Annotated in this window: 23 protein-coding genes and 1 pseudogene; 16 read left to right on the top strand and 8 right to left on the bottom strand. The window is 45.6% G+C overall.

What is annotated here, in order from left to right; genetic code table 11:
• Nucleotides 1-121 precede the first annotated feature (121 nt).
• From QUA20_RS27865 to rdgB, 4 genes are all read left to right on the top strand, one after another.
• The gene (locus QUA20_RS27865; RefSeq protein ID WP_333193131.1) at nucleotides 122-1,549 is read left to right on the top strand and encodes a phosphoglucomutase/phosphomannomutase family protein; all 1,428 of its coding nucleotides are present in this window, start codon (nucleotides 122-124) and stop codon (nucleotides 1,547-1,549) included.
• 14 nt (nucleotides 1,550-1,563) lie between these two features.
• Nucleotides 1,564-2,340, top strand: coding sequence for a metallophosphoesterase family protein (locus QUA20_RS27860; protein WP_333193130.1), 777 nt, complete (start codon nucleotides 1,564-1,566; stop codon nucleotides 2,338-2,340).
• Nucleotides 2,341-2,541: 201 nt separating this feature from the next.
• On the top strand, nucleotides 2,542-3,162 hold the full coding sequence (locus QUA20_RS27855) for a hypothetical protein (protein ID WP_333193129.1): 621 nt from the start codon (nucleotides 2,542-2,544) through the stop codon (nucleotides 3,160-3,162).
• A 15-nt stretch (nucleotides 3,163-3,177) separates the two neighbouring features.
• Nucleotides 3,178-3,765, top strand: coding sequence for an RdgB/HAM1 family non-canonical purine NTP pyrophosphatase (gene rdgB / locus QUA20_RS27850; RefSeq protein WP_333193128.1), 588 nt, complete (start codon nucleotides 3,178-3,180; stop codon nucleotides 3,763-3,765).
• 161 nt (nucleotides 3,766-3,926) lie between these two features.
• Here the strand turns inward: rdgB and QUA20_RS27845 are convergent, their stop codons facing one another.
• Nucleotides 3,927-4,265, bottom strand: a complete 339-nt coding sequence (locus QUA20_RS27845; RefSeq protein WP_006633346.1) for a P-II family nitrogen regulator — start codon at nucleotides 4,263-4,265, stop codon at nucleotides 3,927-3,929.
• Nucleotides 4,266-4,616: 351 nt separating this feature from the next.
• Between QUA20_RS27845 and QUA20_RS27840 the strand changes: the two genes are divergently transcribed.
• The 6 genes from QUA20_RS27840 (at nucleotide 4,617) to QUA20_RS27815 (ending at nucleotide 11,645) form a co-directional block, all read left to right on the top strand.
• Entirely contained in the window at nucleotides 4,617-5,915 is a 1,299-nt protein-coding gene (locus QUA20_RS27840; RefSeq protein ID WP_333193127.1) for an MFS transporter, read from the top strand.
• Between the two features lie 3 nt (nucleotides 5,916-5,918).
• Complete coding sequence (locus tag QUA20_RS27835; RefSeq protein ID WP_333193125.1) at nucleotides 5,919-6,164, top strand: hypothetical protein; 246 nt, start codon at nucleotides 5,919-5,921, stop codon at nucleotides 6,162-6,164.
• A gap of 373 nt (nucleotides 6,165-6,537) precedes the next feature.
• Nucleotides 6,538-8,373: a biosynthetic-type acetolactate synthase large subunit gene (gene ilvB, locus QUA20_RS27830; protein ID WP_333193124.1), complete on the top strand. Its 1,836-nt coding sequence runs from the start codon at nucleotides 6,538-6,540 to the stop codon at nucleotides 8,371-8,373.
• A gap of 194 nt (nucleotides 8,374-8,567) precedes the next feature.
• Complete coding sequence (locus QUA20_RS27825; protein ID WP_333193122.1) at nucleotides 8,568-9,995, top strand: serine/threonine-protein kinase; 1,428 nt, start codon at nucleotides 8,568-8,570, stop codon at nucleotides 9,993-9,995.
• A gap of 100 nt (nucleotides 9,996-10,095) precedes the next feature.
• Nucleotides 10,096-10,278, top strand: a complete 183-nt coding sequence (locus QUA20_RS27820; protein ID WP_333193120.1) for a hypothetical protein — start codon at nucleotides 10,096-10,098, stop codon at nucleotides 10,276-10,278.
• 44 nt (nucleotides 10,279-10,322) lie between these two features.
• Nucleotides 10,323-11,645, top strand: a complete 1,323-nt coding sequence (locus QUA20_RS27815; RefSeq protein ID WP_333193118.1) for an FGGY-family carbohydrate kinase — start codon at nucleotides 10,323-10,325, stop codon at nucleotides 11,643-11,645.
• Between the two features lie 141 nt (nucleotides 11,646-11,786).
• On the opposite strand, the gene pcrA is transcribed toward QUA20_RS27815, so the two are convergent.
• Nucleotides 11,787-14,153, bottom strand: a complete 2,367-nt coding sequence (gene pcrA, locus QUA20_RS27810; protein ID WP_333193115.1) for a DNA helicase PcrA — start codon at nucleotides 14,151-14,153, stop codon at nucleotides 11,787-11,789.
• A 208-nt stretch (nucleotides 14,154-14,361) separates the two neighbouring features.
• A complete protein-coding gene (locus QUA20_RS27805) occupies nucleotides 14,362-14,745 on the bottom strand; it encodes a YkvA family protein (RefSeq protein WP_333193114.1) in 384 nt (127 codons plus the stop codon).
• 149 nt (nucleotides 14,746-14,894) lie between these two features.
• On the opposite strand from QUA20_RS27805, the gene QUA20_RS27800 reads away from it, so the two are divergent.
• On the top strand, nucleotides 14,895-15,638 hold the full coding sequence (locus QUA20_RS27800) for an SIMPL domain-containing protein (RefSeq protein WP_333193148.1): 744 nt from the start codon (nucleotides 14,895-14,897) through the stop codon (nucleotides 15,636-15,638).
• A 227-nt stretch (nucleotides 15,639-15,865) separates the two neighbouring features.
• On the opposite strand, the gene QUA20_RS32200 is transcribed toward QUA20_RS27800, so the two are convergent.
• Nucleotides 15,866-15,976, bottom strand: a complete 111-nt coding sequence (locus tag QUA20_RS32200; RefSeq protein ID WP_445304725.1) for a transposase — start codon at nucleotides 15,974-15,976, stop codon at nucleotides 15,866-15,868.
• A 151-nt stretch (nucleotides 15,977-16,127) separates the two neighbouring features.
• Nucleotides 16,128-16,313 (bottom strand): transposase, encoded by a 186-nt coding sequence (locus tag QUA20_RS32195; RefSeq protein WP_445304726.1) that lies wholly within the window; start codon nucleotides 16,311-16,313, stop codon nucleotides 16,128-16,130.
• A gap of 429 nt (nucleotides 16,314-16,742) precedes the next feature.
• Here QUA20_RS32195 and QUA20_RS27795 point away from each other — a divergent pair, with 429 nt between their 5' ends.
• Together QUA20_RS27795 and QUA20_RS27790 are read left to right on the top strand one after the other, a co-directional pair.
• Nucleotides 16,743-17,099 carry a hypothetical protein gene (locus tag QUA20_RS27795; RefSeq protein ID WP_333193111.1) on the top strand — a complete coding sequence of 119 codons (357 nt, stop codon included), beginning with the start codon at nucleotides 16,743-16,745 and terminating at the stop codon, nucleotides 17,097-17,099.
• A gap of 96 nt (nucleotides 17,100-17,195) precedes the next feature.
• Nucleotides 17,196-17,870 (top strand): 5-formyltetrahydrofolate cyclo-ligase, encoded by a 675-nt coding sequence (locus tag QUA20_RS27790; RefSeq protein WP_333193108.1) that lies wholly within the window; start codon nucleotides 17,196-17,198, stop codon nucleotides 17,868-17,870.
• Between the two features lie 609 nt (nucleotides 17,871-18,479).
• Here QUA20_RS27790 and QUA20_RS27785 read toward each other — a convergent pair.
• A pseudogene (locus tag QUA20_RS27785) lies at nucleotides 18,480-19,074 on the bottom strand (hypothetical protein).
• A gap of 244 nt (nucleotides 19,075-19,318) precedes the next feature.
• On the opposite strand from QUA20_RS27785, the gene QUA20_RS27780 reads away from it, so the two are divergent.
• The 3 genes from QUA20_RS27780 to QUA20_RS27765 all read left to right on the top strand — a co-directional run bounded on the left by QUA20_RS27780 (nucleotide 19,319) and on the right by QUA20_RS27765 (nucleotide 21,251).
• Nucleotides 19,319-19,534, top strand: a complete 216-nt coding sequence (locus QUA20_RS27780) for a hypothetical protein (RefSeq protein ID WP_333193105.1) — start codon at nucleotides 19,319-19,321, stop codon at nucleotides 19,532-19,534.
• Between the two features lie 145 nt (nucleotides 19,535-19,679).
• A complete protein-coding gene (locus QUA20_RS27775) occupies nucleotides 19,680-20,576 on the top strand; it encodes a pirin family protein (protein ID WP_333193103.1) in 897 nt (298 codons plus the stop codon).
• Nucleotides 20,577-21,104: 528 nt separating this feature from the next.
• Nucleotides 21,105-21,251, top strand: a complete 147-nt coding sequence (locus QUA20_RS27765; RefSeq protein WP_333193101.1) for a hypothetical protein — start codon at nucleotides 21,105-21,107, stop codon at nucleotides 21,249-21,251.
• Between the two features lie 156 nt (nucleotides 21,252-21,407).
• Here the strand turns inward: QUA20_RS27765 and QUA20_RS27760 are convergent, their stop codons facing one another.
• Together QUA20_RS27760 and QUA20_RS27755 are read right to left on the bottom strand one after the other, a co-directional pair.
• The gene (locus QUA20_RS27760; protein ID WP_333193099.1) at nucleotides 21,408-21,635 is read right to left on the bottom strand and encodes a hypothetical protein; all 228 of its coding nucleotides are present in this window, start codon (nucleotides 21,633-21,635) and stop codon (nucleotides 21,408-21,410) included.
• A gap of 248 nt (nucleotides 21,636-21,883) precedes the next feature.
• Nucleotides 21,884-22,821, bottom strand: a 938-nt coding sequence (locus QUA20_RS27755; RefSeq protein WP_333193096.1) for an ATP-binding protein, incomplete at its 5' end; no start/stop codon positions are given.

Here is a 22,821-nt window from a genome sequence, read left to right as displayed (position 1 = left end):
GCCCCCAGATTCATCCGCAGTCGCAATCTAAAATCTAAAATCTAAAATCTAAAATCTAAAATCCGATGACGATCGACTGATAAACCCATAAAATAGACGGGTGACTCATGACTTGTGACTAATGAATCCTATTAAATTCGGTACAGATGGCTGGCGCGGCATCATTGCTGACGATTTTACATTCGATCGCGTGGCCTTAGTCGCTCCCCTAGCGGCACAAGTTCTCGCACAAACCGGCGGCAGCGATGGCAGCAGCGGTACCGTAATTGTCGGTCACGACCGCCGGTTTTTGGCTGAAGAATTTGCCAAAACAGCGGCTGTTGCCGTCCAAAACGCAGGATTTGACGTGCTGTTGAGCGAATCCTACGCTCCTACTCCAGCTTTCAGTTTAGCTGCCAAACAATTAAATGCTTTGGGTGCGATCGTCCTGACAGCCAGCCACAATCCCGGTGCATATTTAGGGTTAAAAGTCAAGGGCGGATTTGGCGGCTCAGTTTCGCCCGAAGTTACTCAACAAATAGAAGAAAAACTCGAAAATCCGGCGGCACTTTCAGCAACTCCCGGCAAATTGGAGAATTTCAATCCTTGGCCGGCTTACTGCAAAACCTTGCGGGAAATGGTAGATATTGAGGCGATTAAAGAAGCGATCGCCAGCGGCAAAATTACAGTATTTGTAGATGTAATGCACGGTGCTGCCGCCGGAGGATTAGCTCAAATTTTAGAAGTTCCGGTACATGAAGTCAACAGCGATCGAGATCCGCTGTTTGGAGGCGGTGCACCCGAACCTTTGCCGCGCTACCTGTCGCAGTTATTTCGGGTGATGCGTACTCACCAGCGAAAAAGTTCTGGTTTGTCGATCGGATTTGTATTTGACGGAGATAGCGATCGAATTGCAGCCGTTGACTCTAGCGGCAACTTTCTCAGTTCACAAATCCTAGTTCCCATATTAATCGAACATTTAGCAAAACGGCGCGGATTGACCGGGGAAGTCATCAAAACAGTCAGCGGTTCAGACATAATTCCCAAAATTGCCAAGCTGTACGACTTGCCTTTATTTGAAACGCCGATTGGTTACAAGTATATAGCCGATCGAATGTTAACCACCCAAGTCTTAGTCGGCGGCGAAGAATCGGGAGGAATTGGCTACGGTACGCACATTCCCGAACGAGATGCTTTGCTGTCAGCGCTGTACTTGTTAGAAGCAGTTGTCAAATCCGGGGAAGACTTAAGCGAAATTTACAGCCGACTGCAACAAGAAACCAGCTTTACTTCAGCTTATGACAGAATCGACTTGCACTTAGCAAACATGGAAGAAAGGTCGCGTTTGCTGTCGCTGCTGCAAAATCAACCCTTAACAGAAATCGCCGGCAAAGCAGTTGTAGATTGCAACAAAGTTGACGGATATAAATTCCGCTTGGCTGACGGAAGTTGGCTGTTAATTCGGTTTAGCGGAACAGAACCGGTGTTGCGGCTGTATTCAGAAGCGGCGACATTGAAAGAAGTGATGCAAAACTTGAATTGGGCGAAGGATTGGGCGCAGAAAGGTTAATTTTTTAACCACAGGTGAATGACACGGGCGAGACGCCCGTGCCACATTTTAATTTTCTTAAAAAACTCGTTTGTAGTAAGGACTTTAGTCCTTATTCAACAATGATTACAAACAAAAACTTCAATATTATCGGTGTAATCGGCGATATCCACGCTGAAGAACAATTGTTGGAGAAAACCGTAGCTTTTTTGAACTCCCAAAAAGTTGATAAAATTCTTTGTGTAGGGGATATTGTTGATGGTTCAGGTGACGCTAATCAATGCTGTAATATATTGAAACGCGAAGAAATTCTGGTCGTTTTAGGAAATCACGATCGATGGTTATTAAAAAATGAAATGCGAAATCTAAAAGAGGCTACACAGCCAGATTCCCTTTCGGTTATTTCGCAGTCGTTTTTAAGCTCTCTCCCTTCAACTATTGAATTCCCAACACCTCACGGTCTAGCACTCTTGTGTCACGGCATTGGAGAAAATGATATGGCTCGACTAACTCCTGGTGATTATGGGTATGCCATTGAAGTAAACATAGATATCCAAAACTTAATTCGAGGACGAAAATATAGATATGTCATCAATGGTCATACACATTACAAGATGGTTCGACACTTTGGTAACTTAACTATTATAAACGCGGGCACGTTAAAGTACGAGCATGAGCCTGGTTTTTTAGTAATTGATTTTGTCCAACAGTTTGTACAATTCTACAAGTTTTTTGAAAATGCTGGGATCGAAGAAGCAGAAAGAGTTAGTTTAACAGCGGTAAGTTGCGATCTGGGCGGCTTTACGAGATAATTAGTTTGAGAGAGTTCTTGTTGATAAGACCTGCCCCTACAGGCATTGATGGTTATTTAACCCGAATACAATTACCTATGTCTTATTATCGAGCGTAATATTTTTTATGCTATAATTCAATGCTGACGATTTATAATTTGACTGTGACAGTCGATCGACTGTCATCCCTGGCGATCGCGATTAATTTTGGGAGTAAAAAAGATGGCATACAGCGATTTCAGCCTTGCGAGAGTCAAAAAAGATTTTGGCTTAACCTTAGATGAAAGTCGCAATTTATTTGCCGAGACAAAACCAGTTTCACCATCCGAAATTTTAACAACAATCCTGATTGATTATGTACCGCTAGCCACTTTTATTTCCACAGAAAAAGCTCGCTCAGAATTTTTGATTGCCCCGATATTAGCAGAAGTTCGGCGATTGTTAAACAAACGAGTTTCTCTTTTTTCCGGTAAGGATTTTACTGTCGATCCAGAAAGAGGTTTGCAAGGATTTTGCGATTATATTATTAGCGGATCTTCAGAACAATTGTTCATCAGTGCTCCGGTTATAACAATTTTTGAGGCAAAAAAGGAAGATATCATTGGCGGTTTGGGTCAATGCGTAGCTGCAATGGTAGCGGCTCAATGTTTCAATCAAAACCAAGACACTGAGGTCGATCGCATTTACGGCGCGGTGACGACGGGTACTAACTGGAAATTCTTGATTTTGGAGGAAACTATTGTTTATATCGATCCGATTGAATACTATATTCAAGATGTTGATAAGATTTTGGGAATTTTGTTGCAACCATTTTCCCAATCTTTTGTTAATATGGAGCCGTAAGTTTTAAGAGAAATAATGACCGATCGCAAATTGTTAGTTGTAGCTACCTGCAATCCGGGTAAACTCAAGGAAATGCAAGTTTATCTTCAGGATTTGGGATGGGAATTGCAGCTCAAACCTGAAGAGTTGGAAATCGAGGAAACAGGCGAAACTTTTATTGCTAATGCTTGCTTGAAGGCGTCTGAAGTGGCAAAAGCAACCGGCCAATGGTCGATCGCCGATGATTCTGGTTTAATGGTAGATGCACTCGACGGCCAACCCGGGATTTACTCGGCGCGCTACGGGAAAACCGATGCTGACAGGATATCTCGACTTCTCAAAGAATTAGGCAACGAACAGAACCGGGAAGCACAATTTGTTTGCACGATCGCGATCGCCCGTCCCGACGGTACAATTGCTTTGCAAGTAGAAGGAATTTGCCGCGGCGAAATCCTGCACACTCCTCGCGGTACGGGAGGTTTCGGATATGACCCCATTTTCTACATACCCGCACAGCAACAGACTTTTGCCGAAATGACACCGGATATCAAGCGATCGCACTCCCATCGCGGTCGAGCCTTCCAGGCTTTAATACCACAAATGGCGAATATTGTCAACTCCTAATCAGAAAAAAAGCCAAAACAGGGGGTAACTGTGGCATTGGATATTGACACTTAGGTATCAGAACTAAACAGGAAAGAGGTTTTTCGTTGGCAATGACCAGTTACCAATGAATAATTACCAATTACCAATTACCAATGCCCAATGCCCAATGCCCCAGTATCTTAGATAGCCTCCAAGTTCTTTTCCCCAGTCCGAATCCGAATAATTTGTTCTACAGGAGAGATGAAAATCTTGCCGTCGCCAATCTCGCCCGTGCGGGAAGCAGCGATAATTTTATCAACCACCATGTCAACCTGATCGTTTTCCACAACAATCTCGACCTTGAGCTTTTGCAGGAACTCGACGGTGTACTCAGAACCGCGATAGCGTTCAGTCATGCCCTTCTGACGGCCAAAACCTCTAACTTCAGAAACAGTCATCCCCACAATACCAGCATTGACGAGTGCGATTTTCACTTCGTCTAGTTTAAAGGGGCGAATAATAGCTTCAACCTTTTTCAAGTTTCTCACTCCTAACAGTTAGTACCTTCGTTATATTACTTAAATCGCGTGACATCTTTTAATATCACTGCTAGTATTAAGTATTTTGTAAAATATACTACCTTATTTTGTACTCGCGATGATATTTACGCCAATCTTTAACAATATTCTCGCATTTGCCGGGGCGCGGGCTCTCGGTTCGGGCCGATCGCGGTTGAGTGAAAAAGACCCAAGCCCGGAGCCACGGATCTGCTAAAACAGAAAAAGAACGCAGGAGACAGGAGTTTTCCGAGTTTCCACATTACGCTATGTGAGATTTGCACGTATTGCTGAAAACGATAATTGCTAGAGGCGGTCAGTTAAACTATTCTTATGCACCCAGCCAGCCCTCCCCCTGACCGCAGCGGGCTTGATGCCCTACTGAGAAATCGCCCCTTCCTCGCCTTGTGGACCGGCCAGTTATTGGCCCAAGTGGCGGATAAAATCTTTTACGTATTGCTGATTATTCTGCTGAAAACAGGCGACTACCGACCCTGGCCTGTTTCTTGGCAGCATTCGGAAAATTCTATGCTGTCAGCAGTAATGATCGCCTACACGCTGCCGGCGATCGTATTTGGTTCGGCGGCCGGTATCGTCGTAGACCGCTTCTCCAAAAAGCAAATGCTCATCGGCTGCAACGTAATTCGAGCCGTATTGATTGTAGCTTTGCCGTTTTTGCCGAAAGCTTTTGTGGTTTTATTGACGATGACGTTTTTGGTTTCTACCGTAACGCAATTTTTTGCTCCTGCAGAGCAGGCGGCAATCCCCCTGGCCGTGGGGCGAGAGGGACTGATGTCAGCAAATGCGCTGTTCGCCTCGTCCACAATGGGCGGGATTATTGTCGGGATGACGATCGGCGAACCGCTGTTTAGTTGGGTCAAACACAGCTTCGGATCGGCTTCTCAAGAGTTTTTGCTGGGCGGGTTGTACCTGATATCAGCAGGTTTGATCTATGCCATGCGGATCAAAGAAACTCATGTCGGCAGCAGTGGCAAAAACGTCCATCCTTGGCAAGACCTCAAAGAAGGTTTGCGCTATTTGAAACACAATCACCTTGTCAGCAACGCGATGGTGCAGTTGACGATTTTGTATTCGGTGTTTGCAGCGCTTCAGGTGCTGGCGATCGCGCTTTCAGGCAAAATAGGTCTCAAAGAAACTCAATTTGGCTTTTTGCTGGCTGCTGCGGGAGTCGGAATGGTCTTCGGCGCAGCCTTTTTAGGCCACTGGGGCGGTCGCTTCCACCACAAACCTCTGCCGTTAATGGGTTTTTTGATGATGGGTTTTGTATTAGCAATGTTTGCCTTTACCCGACAGTTGTGGCTGGGATTCGCATTGAGCGCTTTGTTCGGTTTTGGCGCTTCCTTAATAAACGGCCCGATGCAAGCCCTGATTCAAGAGAAGACTCCAGAATCTATGCGGGGAAAAGTCTTTGGCTTGGAGAACAATGCGATTAATATTGCTCTCAGCTTGCCTTTAGCACTGACCGGCCCGCTGACTGATGCTGTCAGCAAAGCCGTGGGTTCGGATGACCTCGGCTTGCGGATCGTGTTGCTGAGTTTGGGCTTTTTGGTCTCAGTGATGGGCATGGCAGCTTGGAAACATACTCGCAAAGTCTTGCAGGATGCACTGTGAATTTTGGGAACAGGGAAGAAGGGAGAAGGAAGAAGGAAGAAGGAAGAAGGAAGAAGGAAGAAGGAAGATATAAGAGGGGATGGGTGTCAACTTAACGTCAAATGTAGTACGGATCTACTGTTTGACGATGATTGTCCAGATCCCCTGAGAGTTGGGGGGAACCGGACTATTCTATTTCCTCCCCCTTCTAAACGGGAATGGGACGGGGATCGAGACTGGCGGCTAAACGAGATTTATCAAGGGTTTTAGGCGATTGTTGACACCAATGGGAAGAGGTTCGAGGGCTTTCTTTTTGCGATCGATCTCTAACATAGCAACCGCCCTGACGGTTAGGACGTTCTGGCATTGCAAACAAACCATTGTTTTTCTTCTCTAATGCCGATCAAAACTAATGCTATACAAGCAAGCGTCATATCGCGGTCAACCGGCAGACAAGCCGCGATTTCCTCTGTTTTTTTTCTGGCTCTGCTGTTCCACAAATTCTGGGCCTGGCGATAAATGTCCGATCGCGAAATCTTTTGTAAAATCTCACCACTTAAATTTTCATAGTTTGATTAATTGAGATTAAAGTAGTATAAAAGCTTTCATTAAAAATCATAATTAGTTTAAGGAAGGAAATTCTGTGCAACTAAAAACTAAAGTGACCATCAAGCGTGCAACTGGTGGATTTGCTCTGATTGACAGCTTGATCCGCCACGGCGTCAAGCATATTTTTGGTTATCCCGGCGGCGCAATTCTGCCGCTTTACGACGAACTCTACCGCGCTGAAGAAACTGGCGCTATCAAACATATTCTGGTGCGCCACGAGCAAGGCGCCGCTCACGCGGCGGACGGCTACGCCCGCGCTACCGGACAAGTTGGGGTTTGTTTTGCTACTTCGGGCCCGGGCGCAACTAATTTGGTGACGGGGATTGCGACGGCCCACATGGATTCGATCCCGATGGTAATTATTACCGGTCAGGTGCCCCGTCCGGCAATCGGCACTGATGCGTTTCAGGAAACTGATATTTACGGGATTACCCTGCCAATTGTCAAGCATTCTTATGTAGTGCGCGACCCGAGAGATATGGCGCGAATTGTGGCAGAAGCTTTCCACATCGCGAGTACAGGGCGGCCGGGGCCGGTGTTGGTTGATGTGCCCAAGGATGTAGGTTTAGAAGAATTTGACTATCTGCCGGTGGAACCCGGATCTGTGAGAATTCCGGGCTACCGGCCGACGGTGAAGGGAAATCCTCGGCAAATTAATCAAGCAATCTATTTGCTGAAGGAAGCAAAGCGTCCTTTGCTTTATGTGGGCGGCGGGGCGATCGCAGCGGCGGCCCACGAGGAAATTAAGGAACTGGCCGAACTTTTCCAATTGCCGGTGACGACAACGCTGATGGGCAAAGGTTCCTTTGACGAAAATCATCGTTTGTCGGTGAAAATGCTGGGGATGCACGGCACTGCTTACGCTAATTTTGCCGTTACCGAGTGCGATTTGCTGATTGCTGTGGGAGCTCGGTTTGACGATCGCGTGACGGGCAAATTAGACGAGTTTGCCGCGCGCGCTAAGGTGATTCACATCGATATCGACCCGGCGGAAGTGGGCAAAACTCGCGGCCCTGATGTGCCGATTGTCGGAGATGTCCGCCAAGTTTTGATCGATTTGCTGCGCCGCTGTCGGGAGACTGGAGTTTCCGGGAAGGCCGGACAGACTGCGGAATGGCTGCACAGGATCGATCGCTGGAAACAGGACTATCCGTTAGTTGTGCCTCATTACCCAGACATTTTGGCTCCGCAAGAGGTGATTTCGGAGTTGGCTACTCAAGCGCCGGATGCTTACTACACAACAGATGTCGGTCAACATCAAATGTGGTCGGCTCAATTCTTGAACAACGGGCCGCGCCGCTGGATTTCGAGCGCTGGTTTGGGCACGATGGGTTTCGGGCTGCCGGCTGCGATGGGCGCGAAAATGGCCCTACCCGATGAGCAAGTGATTTGTATTGCTGGCGATGCTAGTGTGCAAATGAATATTCAAGAGTTGGGAACCTTAGCACAATACGGCATTAATGTCAAGATTGTGATTGTAAATAATGGCTGGCAAGGCATGGTGCGGCAGTGGCAGCAGGCGTTCTATGGGGAGCGTTATTCGTCGTCGAATATGACTGTAGGGATGCCGGATTTTGTGATGCTGGCTGAAGCTTATGGCGTGAGAGGGATGCTGGTTTCGCGACCGGAGGAACTCAAAGATGCGATCGGGCAAATGCTCGTTCATGAAGGCCCGGTGCTGATGAACGTGAAGGTGACGAGGGACGAAAACTGCTATCCGATGGTAGTTCCGGGTAAGAGCAACGCTCAAATGGTTGGTTTGCCCGATCGTAGCAAGTTGCACTCTGCGGAGTTGGTTTATTGTCCCAGTTGCGGCGCTAAGAATGTTTCGACCAATAACTTTTGTCCTGAGTGCGGGACAAAAGTTTAACTAGGGACACGGCAATGCCTTGTTTGGCAGGGGTTTAAACCCCTGCCGATCTTTCGGGTTAAGCGGTTTTTCGGGTTAAGTTGACACGCTTTGGGCAATGCGATGTCCTTACCCGGATCTGCTGTTTCACATTTAAAACCATGTCCGCTGGCATCGCATCGAGAGCTTTAATCTGTAATCTCTAAGCATATTTTATGAGCCAGTGTCTAAACCCTGATTGCCTATTCCAAGACCAGTCTGGCTATACAAAATTCTGTCAAAAATGTGGAAATAAACTGCTATTGGGCGATCGCTACGGAGCCCAAAAAATTATTGGGCAAGGAGGATTTGGGCGCACTTTTTTAGCCGTTGACGAGTATAAACCATCTAAACCTCCCTGTGTTATTAAACAATTCTACCCCCAAGTTCAAGGCACTTCTAGTATCCAGAAAGCTGCTGAGTTATTTGAGCTTGAAGCAGTCCGCCTAGAACAGTTGGGTAAACATTCTAAAATTCCCGACTTATTAGCATATTTTAGTCAAGATGGACGGCAGTATTTAGTCCAAGAATTCATCGACGGTGAAAATTTAGCCGAAGCACTAGAATCTAAGGGATATTTTAGCGAAACGCAGATTCGCGACTTGCTTAATAATTTATTGCCAGTATTCGAGTTCATTCATTCCCGCCAAGTAATTCACCGGGATATCAAGCCAGAAAATATTATTCTTAGGCAAGATAGGCAACTGGTTTTAGTTGACTTTGGAGCCGCGAAATATGCGACACAAACGGCTCTAGGGCTAACGGGAACGAGAATCGGGACGGCTGGATATATGGCACCAGAACAAGCCAACGGTAAACCGATTCATGCTAGTGATATTTATAGTCTGGGTGTGACTTGTCTGTGTCTGTTAACTGAGGTTGAACCGATTGATTTATTCGATGATAGCGAGTTTGAGTGGGTGTGGCGAAAACACTTAAAAACATCTGTAAGCTCGGAACTGAGTCAGATTTTAGATAAAATGATACAACCTGCTATTAAAAAACGTTATCAATCTGCTACTGAAGTTTTGCAGGATATTGGTACTAGATCACCTCAATTATCAGCTCAAACACCTCCACCGGCACCGCCACCAGACTCGCTTAAATCAGCGCAGGGTGTTGACTATACTCGTCTCCGGGATTTATTGACCACAGGGGAGTGGAAAGAGGCGGATCAGGAAACATTCAAGGTGATGTTAAAAGCTGCTAGACGGGAGAACCAAGGTTGGTTCGATACGAACTCGATCGAGAATTTTCCTGGCGATGATTTGCGGACGATCGACCAATTGTGGGTAAAATACAGTCAGGGTCGTTTCGGCTTTAGTGTCCAGAAAAAAATCTGGTTAGAAATAGGCGGTAAAGTTGATTATGACACTGAATGCAAGCTAGGCGATCGTGTGGGTTGGAGAAAGAGGAGAAAGGGGACGAAAGGTTGGTTGGAGTACGATGATTTAACCTTTAATCTGGAAGCACCACGGGGGCACCTCCCGTCGTGTGCGCGTGTGTTTGCGTGGGGGGGAGAAGGATTGGGTTGGGTTGTTGGGGTGTTGGGGTGGTTGGGGTTGGTTGTGTGGTTCTCTCTTCTCTCGCATCAAGAGCTGTAAGCTGTAATTTATAGCGATTTAAGCCTTTTTGCAAGTCTTTTTTATCGAACCTTATTTTGACGAAATTTAGGGTGAGTTAGCGAAGTGTAACGCACCAATTATGTTAAAAAATATACAGGTTAGATATGCCATATTAAAATCAGTAGAAGACCTAAAAGTTTTCAGACCTAGGGATAGCACATTAGAAAATCATCCCCTATTTAAAGAAGAGGACAAAAAGCAGATAAATGCTGATATTCTCGCTGAAGAAGGTGAGTTAGAAACAACAATAAGATGTAAATAAACTTTGTGGTTTACTCAAAATAGGAAAATTCGCGGGAGTGGCAAATGAATCTTTATTTGGGAATAGATTTCGGCACGACAGGCGCCCGATCGACTGTCATAGACTCCCAGGGTACAATACATTCTGAGACAGCATATACCTTTGCCAACAACGGCCAACAACAGCCTGAATTGCCCTCGGTGTGGCAAAATGCGCTGTGGGATTCGATCGAGCAAATTCCCCCAACAATCCGCAATCAGGTAAGGGCGATCGCCATTGACGGCACATCTTCAACTGTCATGCTGTGCGATACCGAGGGTGTACCCGTATGCGAACCGATTTTATACAATGATGCGCGCGGTGCAGCGGTGACAGAGAGGTTGCGGGCGATCGCGCCGGATAACCACACAGTATTGAGCGCTACATCCAGTCTGGCAAAACTCCTGTGGTGGCAGGAGGGCGGGCTAGAAGCCCACCCCACAAAACAATTGAGCCTTTGTGGAACAGGCATCTTGCCTGTGGTTGAGAAGCTTTATTTCCTGCATCAAGCTGACTGGCTGGCATTTCTGCTGCACGGCAAATTAGGAATTAGCGACTATCACAATGCTTTGAAACTCGGTTTCGAGGTTGATACTTTGTGCTATCCGAATTGGCTGATAGAGGGAATTGCGGGCGCTGCAACTCCTCAATTGCCGCAAGTTGTCGCACCGGGCACGCCTGTGGGGGAAGTGAGAGCTCAAGTGGGCGATCGCTTCGGTTTTCCCCGCGATTGTATGATTTGTGTTGGCACAACCGATAGCATTGCAGCATTTTTAGCAAGCGGTGTCAATTCACCAGGGGAAGCAGTAACTTCTCTCGGTTCTACTTTAGCAGTCAAACTGTTAAGTCATACCCGCGTAGATGATTCTAGATACGGCATTTACAGTCACAAATTAGGCGATTTGTGGTTAGTTGGAGGTGCTTCTAATACTGGAGGTGCGGTGTTGCGACACTTTTTTACTGATGTTGAGTTGGACAATTATAGCACACAAATCGATCCAGAACAAGAGAGTTTGCTGGACTATTACCCATTGTTGAAAAAGGGCGATCGCTTTCCGATTAATGACCCGAACTTGCCGCCCCGACTCGAACCGCGTCCAACTGATTCAGTGGAATTTCTGCACGGTTTGCTAGAAAGCATAGCGCGGATTGAAGCGCGGGGATATCGATTATTGCAAGAATTGGGTGCAACTCCTTTGACAAAAGTTTATACTGCTGGCGGCGGGGCAAAAAATTCGGTTTGGAGTGCGATTAGAAAGCGTTATTTAAAAGTCCCAGTTGAAACGCCAATTCATACTGCGGCTGCTTATGGGACGGCGTTATTAGCAATGCGAAGTGTTACAGATTAGACTTATTGCATAAATCTTGGATGGATAGGAAAACCGCAGATGTATGCAGATTAACGCAGATGCTTTGCAATATACTTTGCGAAGGGAGGTAATCTTGTTTATTGAAGCGGTTTCAACCGCCGCAAACTCTGATATTTTTACTTAAACTCGCTGCAACTTAGCTGTTCTCGGATCGATGATTTTTCTGCCCAAACCCGAAAACTTAATTGCCAGGTTAGTTTTGTCGCCCGCCCCTAAAACGTGGGTAATTTCTCCCACTCCAAAAGCATGATGAAAAACCCGATCGCCGGTTTGCCAATCCACCGATTGTACGTTGGTTCCCGCTTGAGAACTACCGGAATTTGCTGCTGAATTATTAGTTTTTCCCTTAGATGCAGCCGTTTTCCCCGCTGGAGTTTTCTTCGCACTTCCAGCCAGCAAATGTGTCGGTAATTCCCCTAAGAATAGCGAAGGGGTGCAGTGTTCCCGGAAACCTCCCCAGAGGCGGCGTTCGCGAGTGTGGGTGAGAAATAGCAATTCCTGGGCGCGAGTGATGCCAACGTAGCACAAACGGCGTTCTTCTTCGATCGCTTTCGGGTCGTCCAAACTGCGGAAATTGGGAAATAAACCCTGTTCCATTCCGACTAGAAATACTACGGGAAATTCTAGCCCTTTTGCGGAGTGCAGGGTCATCAGCGACACGCGGGAATCTTCTTCCTGCAAGTCATCTAAATCGGATGCTAAAGATGCTTTTGCTAAAAATGATGTCAGCGTCGGTTCTTCGTTTTGTTCTTCAAATTGTAGCACTGCATTGTACAATTCTCTGACGTTTTCTATGCGGTTTTCTGCTTCCTCGGTTCCTTGATTTTTCAAATCTTCAATGTAGCCTGAATCTTGGATAATTCCTTGGACAATTTGCGAAGCTGGCAGAGTTTCAACTTGCGATTGCCAACGACCAATCATTTCGGCAAACTTAATAATAGCTTTTGCCGATCGCCCTGCGAGAGTATTGACAGAAGATTCATCGCTGAGGATTTCCCACAACGGAATGCCTAACTGACTTGCAGCGTCTTCGATTTTGGAAAATGTGGTATCGCCAATGCCGCGGCGGGGAGTATTGATGATGCGTTTGAGGCTGACGCTATCGTCGGGATTGGCGAGCGCCCGCAGGTATGCTAGGATATCTTTGATTTCTTTGCGATCGTAAAACTTTAGGCCGCCGACAATATTGTAAGGAATGTCTAAACGCATTAACGCTTCTTCAAAGGATCGAGATTGAGCGTTTGTGCGGTAGAGAATCGCAAAGTTACTGCCGTTTTCGTATTCGGAGTTTTGGCGCTTTAAGGAATGAATTTGACCTGCTACAAATTCCGCTTCATCTATTTCGTTGTCGGCGCGCCAGACAACAATCGGAGCTCCCGGTTCGCGAGTCGGGCGCAGAATTTTTTCGATCCGTTCGGTATTGTGTTCTATCAAGTGGTTCGCCACTTCCAGGATGTTTTCGCGCGATCGATAATTTTCCTCTAATTTTACCATTGTCTGAGTTTTCTCGTCGGACAAACCATCTCCGAAATCCTCTTGAAATTCCAGCAATATGGTATAATCTGCCATGCGAAAGCTGTAAATTGATTGATCGACATCGCCCACGACAAAAATCGAGCGGTTTTGCCATTTATCGAAGCTTTTCGGATCGGCGTTATTTGTCACCAACATCCGAATCAAATCGTATTGAGTGCGGTTAGTATCTTGGTATTCGTCAACTAAAATATGGCAAAACTTTTTATGCCAGTAACTTAATACTTCCTCGTTTTGGCTCAAAAGTTTAACGGGAACAAGGATTAAATCGTCAAAATCTAGGGCATTGTTGGCTGCTAAAGCGTCTTGGTAGCGACTGTAAACATCGGCAATCACGCGACCTCGATAATCCGGTTCTGCTGCTTGGTATTCTTGAGGCGACAACCCTTTATTTTTAGCGTTGCTGATGATATAGCGGACTTTGCGCGGATCAAATTTCTTGTCGTCAAGATTGAGAGTTTTTGTGACGATTTGTTTGACAAGACTTTGAGCATCTGACTCGTCAAAAATAGAAAAGTTTTTCTTCCACTGGCGGCCTTTTTCGTCTTGATATTTCTCTATGTCGTAGCGGAGAATGCGGCCGCACAAAGAGTGGAAAGTACCCATCCAAATGTGTTTGGTAATTCTCTGGTAAATTTGCGATCGCAATTTCGTCTGGACATTCGGGGCTAACTCTACCAAAGGTTTGCCATATTCCGCTTCAGCTTGCTGAGTTGCCAGCAATTTCTCAATTCTTTCTTTCATCTCCCGGGCGGCTTTATTCGTAAATGTCACCGCCAGAATATTTTCAGGATCGACTCGATGCGTGCGAACTAAGTTAGCAACTCGGTAAGTTAGAGCTCTGGTTTTGCCGGAACCAGCGCCCGCTACTACTAACAGCGGCCCGTTATAATGGGCGACTGCTTGGCGCTGAGATGGGTTGAGGTGGCTGAGGAAATCAGTGGTTTGAGTCATAGCTAGAAAGTTAGTTTAATTTTTTAAGGGGTAAATAATACTTGGTATGCGATACCGCGAGTTTTTTTAAGGTAAAGTGCGCCTAGCGCACTATATATTATAACTAGAACGGTGATTATTGAAACTTTAAATATTTTTGGGCTAAGCGAGTTGTTTAAGGTAATGTGCGCAATGCGCACCAGACACTATAACTAGATAGGTAATTTTTTTAACGTTTAAATATTTGTTTCAGCCACATGGCAGTTAATATTCCCAATCCAATCCAAATGGCAATAATTACAGCAGCCGCCGCCCGATTTATCGGTTTTCCTCCCTGTATTTGGGCGGCTGCTTTTTGGCGACACTCGGCTAAAACCTGTGGCGGAATCATCTTCAGTACCAGCCAAATTCCCACAGGTACAATTATCAAATCGTCCAAATAACCGAGAATCGGTATGAAGTCAGGAATTAAATCGATCGGGCTAAAAGCATAGGCAACCGTAAGGGCTGCTAAAATTCTGGCGTACCAAGGTACTCTCTGGTCTATACTGGCTAAATAAACAGCGTAAGTCTCTTTTTTTAGTCGGCGAGCCACTTCTTTTAACGATTGCATATAATAATGACTAATAACTAATGACTAATAACTAATGACTAATGACTAATAATTTTTTTAGTTGCTAAAAATGTAACAAGCCGGATATTTAGCAATTTCAGTGAGAAGGTAAAGTATAGCATCTGTCGTATGTGAGGAGCATCAAGTTGATGAATTCAAATTTGCAACGTGGCGATCGCATTAATTTCCGCAGTCTGTTAACAGCGTTGTGTTTAACCTTAACTCTCGTCAGTTTCGCGGGATTAGATCCGGCGGCTGCTCAAGAACAGCGGATGAGAACGCTGAGTGTCACTGGGCGGGGTGTGGAAGCAATTCCGACAACCCAAACTCAAGTTGCTTTGGGGGTTGAGGTGCAGGGGAAAACGGCAGCCGAGGTGCAGCAGGAAGCGGCGAGGCGATCGTCCGCTGTGGTAGCATTGCTGCGATCGCGCCAAGTGGAAAAACTCGAAACGACCGGCATCACCCTGAACCCGACTTACAGCTACGAAAACAACCAGCAGCGCCTAACAGGGTATATTGCTACGAATACCGTCAGTTTTCGCCTTAATACTCAATCTGCTGGCACTTTGCTCGACGATGCAGTGCAAGCGGGAGCAACGCGAATTCAAGGTGTGAGCTTTGTGGCCGCCGACAGTGCGATCGAACAAGCTCAAAAACAAGCACTCAAAAAAGCAACTCAAGACGCTCAAGTCCAAGCGGATGCAGTCTTTAGCGCGCTCAACCTGAAGCGGGGAGAGATTCTGGGCATTCAAGTCAACGGTGCGAGCCCGCCGCCTCCTACTCCTATGTATCGGCAACTTGCTGGTGCTCGCGCTGCTGCTGATGCTACAACGCCAGTGGTGGGAGGAGAACAGCAGGTAGAAGCTTCTGTAACTTTGCAAATTGGATATTAAAATTAAATAGTTAGGGGTTGAACTGGCCACCTCAGCTTGACCCTAACTATTTCTCGATTTATCGAGCAGCTTTGTCTACAACAAACTTTAGCCGTTTTAACCACTTCTGCCAGTAGTCGAGCAAGTGTTCGCGTTCCAAGACAAATATTTCCGCATCTTCGCCCTGAAGAGCCACAGCAATGAAAGCATTAATTTTTTTTACTTTTAGTATAAAATATTCTATATTTTTAGCTAAAATGCCATTTCAGTAAACATCGGGATTGAAAATTTTTAAAATTTATAAATCCATAACCCGAACGTTTAATCAGTTTTAGCTTATTATTAATTCCCTCGACCACCCACTGGTTGTTCTACGATCGAAGTACGCAATCTATGATAAAAGTACGCAATAATTTCATGCAGCCATCTAATAATTGTCTTCTGACTGTTCGGGAAATAATTTTGAGCTTCAGATCACCACATCTCAATTTCAAGAGTCCGACTAACCAATCATTTGCCTCCTAAAAAATTGCGGATTTTTTCTTTTAATTCGTGCATTGTTTTCAATCTAGGAAAAACCTCTTTTACTTCCGCTAGTTTCTGACTTTGTTGTTTATCAAAATATTTTTTGTTCTTCAGAAGGGCATATTTACTCTTTGGGAATTCCTCTAAAGCATGACTATAACTTTTTTTTATGCTGCGACTTAGCCGTTTGTAGTGACTTCTCTAATTGGCGCTTTTCTTATTTTATTTGCGAATCCATCTCTTGATTTACTTGTACCATCACATGAAATTCTGGGATGTTCCGGTTCCTCAATAATTCATACGGCTATTCAGCAACGCCTAATTTCCTTCTTTGAGGTCATAGTTACCCATCCACCCTAAAATGACTTACCTTTTCATTCTAGCTAACAACAGCTCACCCTTAATAGTCAAGTCTGTCAACACTTGATGTCATTATTTTATTTTTTATTTAAATTCTGTTTTTAATTATTATATTGTTAGCATACTAAGTCATGAAAAACCAAATTAATTTGCAGGTAGTATTAAAGAAAAATCCGACAAAAAAGTTTACTCAATCCCGAAACATGGAAAAACCGAATTAACACCTATCAAGGCAATCCATTGTGGTTAAAAATAGTTGCCACCACCATTCAAGAAATATTCCGAGGCAGGGTTGCAGATTTTTTGAAATATGATAGGCTATTTCTAGGGGAAGAATTGGCAGCAACATTGCACCCGCAGATAAATCGTTTGTCAGAATTAGAGAAAAAGCTAATCTCCCAGCTCAGCCGCGAAGCAAATTCAGTTTCAATAGAGCAATTGCTACAAAATGCCGATTTATCGCCCTCCGATTTATTCAACGGGCTGCAATCTTTGGGGAGGCGATCGTTAGTGGAAATAGAAGAACAGGAGAATGAAACGCTATTCAGCGTTTGTCCTGTGGTGAGACAATATGTAATATCAAATCCATTTAATTAGCCACGATATCTGTAGCGAGACGGCAATGCCGTGTCTCCCATTTTGAGGACACGGCATTGCGATGTCCCTACCCGCAGCGATGATTTAATATGAAATATGAATACTGCTGAACCTTCATTAACTAAAACTGAATTAAGACGATCGCTCCTCAACACCCGCAAATCCCTATCAGCACAAGAATGGAGACAAAAGAGCGATCGCCTCTGCTACCGCCTGCAAAACTCGCCTCTATTCAACCAAGCAAAAACAATCCTCGCCTACTTCAGTTGTCGCCAAGAACCAGATTTAAGTCCCCTATTTACATCTTCTGTGGAGGAGGCATCTTGCCTGCTCAATTCTGGAGACAGGCAAGATGCCTGTCCCACAAATGCCATTCCCACCCCTAAAAAATGGGGATTTCCTCGGTGTGTCGGCAAAGAGCTATCTTGGCACATCTGGCAGCCCGGAGATGCTTTACATACTGGAGCTTATGGCATACTCGAACCACTGCCGGATGCTCCTAAAATAAACCGCTCAGAAGTAGATTTAATCCTCGTACCCGCTGTAGGTTGCGATGTTCGCGGCTATCGCTTGGGCTACGGCGGCGGCTATTACGATCGAATGTTCAGTTTAGCTGAGTGGGAATCAAAAATTGCGATCGGCACAATCTTTGAATTTGCCTTGCTCGCCCAACTACCAGTAGACTCGTGGGACAAACCGCTGCACGGAATTTGCACAGAAATAGATTTGACAATCGTACAGCAAAAATCAAGAAGGTCGATCGAGCAATAAATTTTCAGTAATTATCCCTAGATCCATTTTTATATATAGCAACCGTCAGGGCGGCGCCGGACGAAAAGCGCAATACATCTTCGATCGCCAGAACGTAAACAATTAAACCGATCGAGCTGACGGGGTGACAACCGCTTCAAAACCCGCACCAGTGGTGGATTGACCCAACTTGAACTCTCAAAAGATGGGGTCGAAATTATTAAGTCGCTCCATCTGTTAATTATGTTTCGTCAATCTTATCAGAACCATTTGGGGGGGTGACAACCGGCCCCAAAGCCAGATGAGGTAAAGGGTGAGCTGATTTTTGGTAACAAAAGATAGGCAGCCTGTGTTATTACACGCTAGTCTATCTCAAAAAGTATGTTACCAAGATTTTATCAGACCCACTTACAAAAACAACCGATCCAGACCCAATTTATTCTACTCACAATCTTGCTCTCTTTAAGACAATCCTAGAAACAAGTAAGATTAGAACGGCTCGCACTCCTTATTGCCCTATCCCATTACAACTGAAAGTCGGCGCCGCAAATTGCCGAGATTTTTGGAAATACCTCAATTAGCGATCGCACGCTCTTTGGTTTCCCTTAATCACTTATTGGTTAACGGGACTTAAACAAATTTCAAGCCCAAACAGAGCATCGAACTTGCTATGTGTAAGGCGAATAAGTCACCATTATCTTGCAGCCAACCGATAAATCGATCGGATATAGCTGTTCTAAAAGCTGACAAGGCAGAGCGTAAATATTTTCAAAGGTTTGTTAGCCCAACGCCTTCTGAATCCTCCGGTTAACTGTTGCCAACAAATAAAACGGTAGGCGCCGAAAACTAATATCAAGTGTCTGTGAAGGCTTTTTATGCTTCTCAATTGATATTCTTTTAACCCTAACCAACATGAGATATTCACGGTAAAATACTTCCACCCAATTACGCCCTTGAATAAGTTGTGATTATCCCTTCTCCTGTCGCTTGGGTTCCGAGGGCATTAGTAAGTCGCTTCTGTCAAAAAATGGTGTAATTGGTGGTAAACCACTCCTACTGCGTTGTTTGACATCAGTGTTAAGTTTTTTCGCTCACGCAAGATCCAAAAATCCCACCAAATAGTGTCTCAACCCTTTTTTTGGGCTTGATGGCTAAACACATCATCGAACCGATCGCACCATTGCTCAAAGCATGGGGGCATGGCGTCAGGCGTGGTTTCTTTCAAGGGTGTAGTTTGACGTAAAATCCTTATCCTATATACATTATAAGCTCTTTACTCTTATTTCATTGTTTAAGTCCCGCCAATTGTTCCAGCGCTGCATTGGTTTCAATGTTGTGACTTCCATCACTGGTAACACGGACTTGGTTCACCCAATACTTTCAGTATTATCACTGAAAAAAACCAGCACCATCACTTGCTCTCCGGAGAAACCAGGAGATGATTAAGGTGTCGAGTTCAAAACAATCCCATGTCTCCAGTTAACCTTCTCCCCGGCGCTATCAACGAATTAATCGCCACTGTCACCGATACTCACCGCCTTACTAAAGCTGACCGCTACGGCATGATGGCTGCCATCCTCGATGAGTCCATCAGCGAAGAAGAACGCGGCTCGCTCGATCGCCTGATTCGCTCCCTGGTCAAAGGTCGGATTCAAGTCACTGATGAACTTTCCATCGTCTCGTAAACAGAAAGCTGGTTGAGAACTCGATACTCTACAACAGCTTTCCATTAGAAAAGCTTAGACAAGTCACTTATATAACTCTCTAGGGATAGCTTTTTGTATAATGCTTTTGACATAGACGATTAGCGTTGGCAACTTCATCAACATTATGACGGATAGCATCCAGCATCTCATCGAGCCGCACATTCAAGATTTGGGTGGATTCCAAGCCCGCCGCCTGCTTCCCTCAAACGTTCTAGCACTGGTAGGCCCGTTCATCTTTTTTGACCATCTCGGTCCTGCGGTGTTTCCACCCGGTCGCGGCGTGGATGTCAGACCGCATCCCCACATCAACTTAGCGACCCTCACCTACCTGTTTGAAGGGGTTTTGATCCACCGCGATAGTGTCGGCAGCGTTCAAGAAATCCGTCCCGGCGCGGTGAACTGGATGACGGCAGGGCGAGGCATTGTCCACTCCGAACGCACGCCCCAGGACGAGCGCAGTAAAGAAGCCATCCTGCACGGCATCCAAACCTGGATAGCACTTCCCGACGAACACGAAGAAACCGACCCCTGGTTTCGGCACCATCCAGCAACCGATCTGCCTACTTGGGAGGATACAGGAGTTTCGTTCACCCTGATTGCGGGTGATGCCTATGGTCGCACTTCCCCAGTTCAAATATTTTCACCCATGATTTATCTGGACGTGCAACTGACTCCTGGAACAGAATTTACCTTACCGGGCAATTACAGCGAACAAGCGGTTTACAGCGTGACAGAGGGGCTTGCGATCGATGGAGTGCCTTTAGAACAGCATCGGTTGGCGGTTCTAACTTCAGGCACATCGGCAAACATTTCTGCTTCAGGCACGGCTCGGTGTATTGTGATTGGCGGTGAACCTGTCGGCGAGCGGCATAAGTGGTGGAATTTTGTTTCGAGCCGGCACTCGCGCATTGAGCAAGCTAAACTCGATTGGAGAGAGGGACGGTTTGCTCAGGTTCCTCAAGAGACAGAATTTATCCCGCTGCCAGAAGAGCCGCCTGCTCAAGCAGAACAGCCATTGTGAATAGCCCCAGCCATATCAAAATTAAGGAACTGTTTTTTGATTCAGAATCCGGTCTTTTCTCCTCCACTTTTAGCGGATATTATTCCTAAACATTGGATGGCGTTAGGTGTTAAGCGCGGAAAAAAGAGCGAGGGCGCGGGGCATAGCAAGGTATTCCTGAACCTTTTTGGCAATCGACCTCCAACTAAGTTTCATTACTGTTTAAAGAATATTTTTAGCGAACACGGAAACGCGATCGCCCCTACCCCTGCACATCCTTTAATATCATGTCCGGTCGATTGACGGTGATACGATCTTGAAAAACACCACCCCTTCAGATCGAGAATGCCAAGACGAATTACGATCGCACCTCATCTGATCCCAGAAGAGCTTGATGGCTCGTTTCCGTCAGGCCAAAACAACCACGAGGGCCCATCATTACCAAATTATTTGGCTGCTGGCTTGCGGGAAAACCACTGCAGAAGTAATGGCGGTAACAGGTTATAGTCGCGGTTGGATTTATGAAGCGAGTCTGGGGATACAACGATTATGAACCAGACTCTCTCGGAGATCGGCGCTGCCTTGCATACCGATCGGGACCCTCTACTCAATGATGTAGAACAAGCCTTATTGTGGCAAGTCCAAAAGCAGCCTCCCCTCTATTGGTGGCCAGAGCCAAAAACTTCATCAACGTGAGGCTCCACGCACGCTCCCTCACACTCAGGAGGCAACGAAAGACAGACTCGCGGGCGAAATCTGGCGCGTCATAAATCACGGGAGGCGCGATCGCTGTGTCGATCGCATCCCCCATAGCATCAATTGTCAAGATCGAGCGCGTCAGTTCCCTGAGATTCACGCGATCGACAATGAGAGTTTAGTTGAGATGACGGCTATTGTCGGGTCGTACACTCCATCGGGCGTACATTCCAGAGTCAACGCCTTGACGGGGTGACAACAAGCGCTCCCAAAAGAATGCTTAGATGGAGATGAACTGTCGATCGTATCACGGTCAATCGATCGGGCATGATATGAATTGGGATTGATGGGCAAAGGGCGCAAATGGTTCGGAACGACTACCACAAAGCCTTACCGCGCCACTCGGCTAGCGTAATCTGAATAAAAAGATTTATCTAAAAGCGCACCTTGCAATAAAAGTACGATCGACAAAGAGTAATTGCCCGAATTAATATCGGATGGTTTGGGATAATAAATGTCTTGTAAATCTTTATTAGCAGATATCGTTGTGCTGTAAAAACCGATTTATTTTAAGGGCGGTCAATAATACATGGTTGTTATAACCCTGCCAAATTTTATTAAAAAAAATATTTTTAAAAGTGGTGAATCGGAATTTCGATTGCCAATGTCGCCCCTTGAGCGGGTACCGAAAGACAACGGATTTGCCCGCCGTGGTTGTCCACTACAATAGCATAGCTAATCGATAACCCCAAACCCTTTCCTTGACCCACTTCCTTCGTTGTAAAAAATGGCTCAAATATGCGTTGTTGAATATCTTCAGTTATGCCGGGCCCATTATCAGTAATATCAATACCCACTTTTAAGTCGGAGAGTAACTTCGTGCAAATAGTAATAGTAGGGATGGGGCTGTTATCATCTGCCTCTTTTGCCCAACTTTTTTGTGATTGCAACGCATCAATAGCATTAGTCAGGACGTTCATAAAAACCTGATTCATTTGCCCCGCATAGCATTCTATTTTGGGCAAAGCCTCATACTCTTTTATCACTTTAATTATCGTTTGATCGGCTTCATTTTTCAGCCGATGCTGCAAAATCATCAGTGTACTTTCAAGCCCTTCATGGATATCCACGGCTTTCAACTCAGCTTCATCTAATCGGGAAAAATTTCGTAGCGATTGCACTATTTCTCCGATTCGGTCAGCTCCTATCCTCATAGAAGCAATTAGCTTCGGCAAGTCATTCCTGAGAAAAGTGAAATCGATCGCCTCCAGTTGTTCCTGGATAGCTGCTGTGGGATTGGGGAAATCTTCTGCGTAGAGTTGCACCAGCCTCAGCAAATCTTCAGTGTACTCCCTTACGGGCGAGAGGTTCCCTTTAATGAAGCTAATCGGATTGTTAATTTCGTGAGCTACCCCCGCTACAACATTCCCTAAACTTGACATTTTCTCGCTTTGGATGAGTTGAGCTTGCGTATGTTGTAACTGTTGTAGAGTCAGGGTAAACGCATCTAAATTAAGTTGACAAAAAATCATATTTGTGCCTGAGCTAGTATCTGAGAAAACCATTCTTA

The sequence above is a fragment of the Microcoleus sp. Pol7_A1 genome, from assembly GCF_036701085.1.
Lineage (GTDB): Bacteria > Cyanobacteriota > Cyanobacteriia > Cyanobacteriales > Microcoleaceae > Microcoleus > Microcoleus asticus.
This window is presented reverse-complemented; position numbering and strand designations above follow the sequence as displayed.

What these genes read in the sequence shown, in the direction of transcription:
- QUA20_RS27865 (WP_333193131.1), top strand. Translation starts at nt 122, where the DNA reads ATGAATCCTATTAAATTCGGTACAGATGGCTGGCGCGGCATCATTGCT.
- QUA20_RS27855 (WP_333193129.1), top strand. Translation starts at nt 2,542, where the DNA reads ATGGCATACAGCGATTTCAGCCTTGCGAGAGTCAAAAAAGATTTTGGC.
- rdgB (WP_333193128.1), top strand. Translation starts at nt 3,178, where the DNA reads ATGACCGATCGCAAATTGTTAGTTGTAGCTACCTGCAATCCGGGTAAA.
- QUA20_RS27840 (WP_333193127.1), top strand. Translation starts at nt 4,617, where the DNA reads ATGCACCCAGCCAGCCCTCCCCCTGACCGCAGCGGGCTTGATGCCCTA.
- QUA20_RS27825 (WP_333193122.1), top strand. Translation starts at nt 8,568, where the DNA reads ATGAGCCAGTGTCTAAACCCTGATTGCCTATTCCAAGACCAGTCTGGC.
- QUA20_RS27820 (WP_333193120.1), top strand. Translation starts at nt 10,096, where the DNA reads ATGTTAAAAAATATACAGGTTAGATATGCCATATTAAAATCAGTAGAA.
- QUA20_RS27815 (WP_333193118.1), top strand. Translation starts at nt 10,323, where the DNA reads ATGAATCTTTATTTGGGAATAGATTTCGGCACGACAGGCGCCCGATCG.
- pcrA (WP_333193115.1), bottom strand. Translation starts at nt 14,153, where the DNA reads ATGACTCAAACCACTGATTTCCTCAGCCACCTCAACCCATCTCAGCGC.
- QUA20_RS27805 (WP_333193114.1), bottom strand. Translation starts at nt 14,745, where the DNA reads ATGCAATCGTTAAAAGAAGTGGCTCGCCGACTAAAAAAAGAGACTTAC.
- QUA20_RS27800 (WP_333193148.1), top strand. Translation starts at nt 14,895, where the DNA reads ATGAATTCAAATTTGCAACGTGGCGATCGCATTAATTTCCGCAGTCTG.
- QUA20_RS27790 (WP_333193108.1), top strand. Translation starts at nt 17,196, where the DNA reads ATGAATACTGCTGAACCTTCATTAACTAAAACTGAATTAAGACGATCG.
- QUA20_RS27780 (WP_333193105.1), top strand. Translation starts at nt 19,319, where the DNA reads ATGTCTCCAGTTAACCTTCTCCCCGGCGCTATCAACGAATTAATCGCC.
- QUA20_RS27775 (WP_333193103.1), top strand. Translation starts at nt 19,680, where the DNA reads ATGACGGATAGCATCCAGCATCTCATCGAGCCGCACATTCAAGATTTG.
- QUA20_RS27765 (WP_333193101.1), top strand. Translation starts at nt 21,105, where the DNA reads ATGAACCAGACTCTCTCGGAGATCGGCGCTGCCTTGCATACCGATCGG.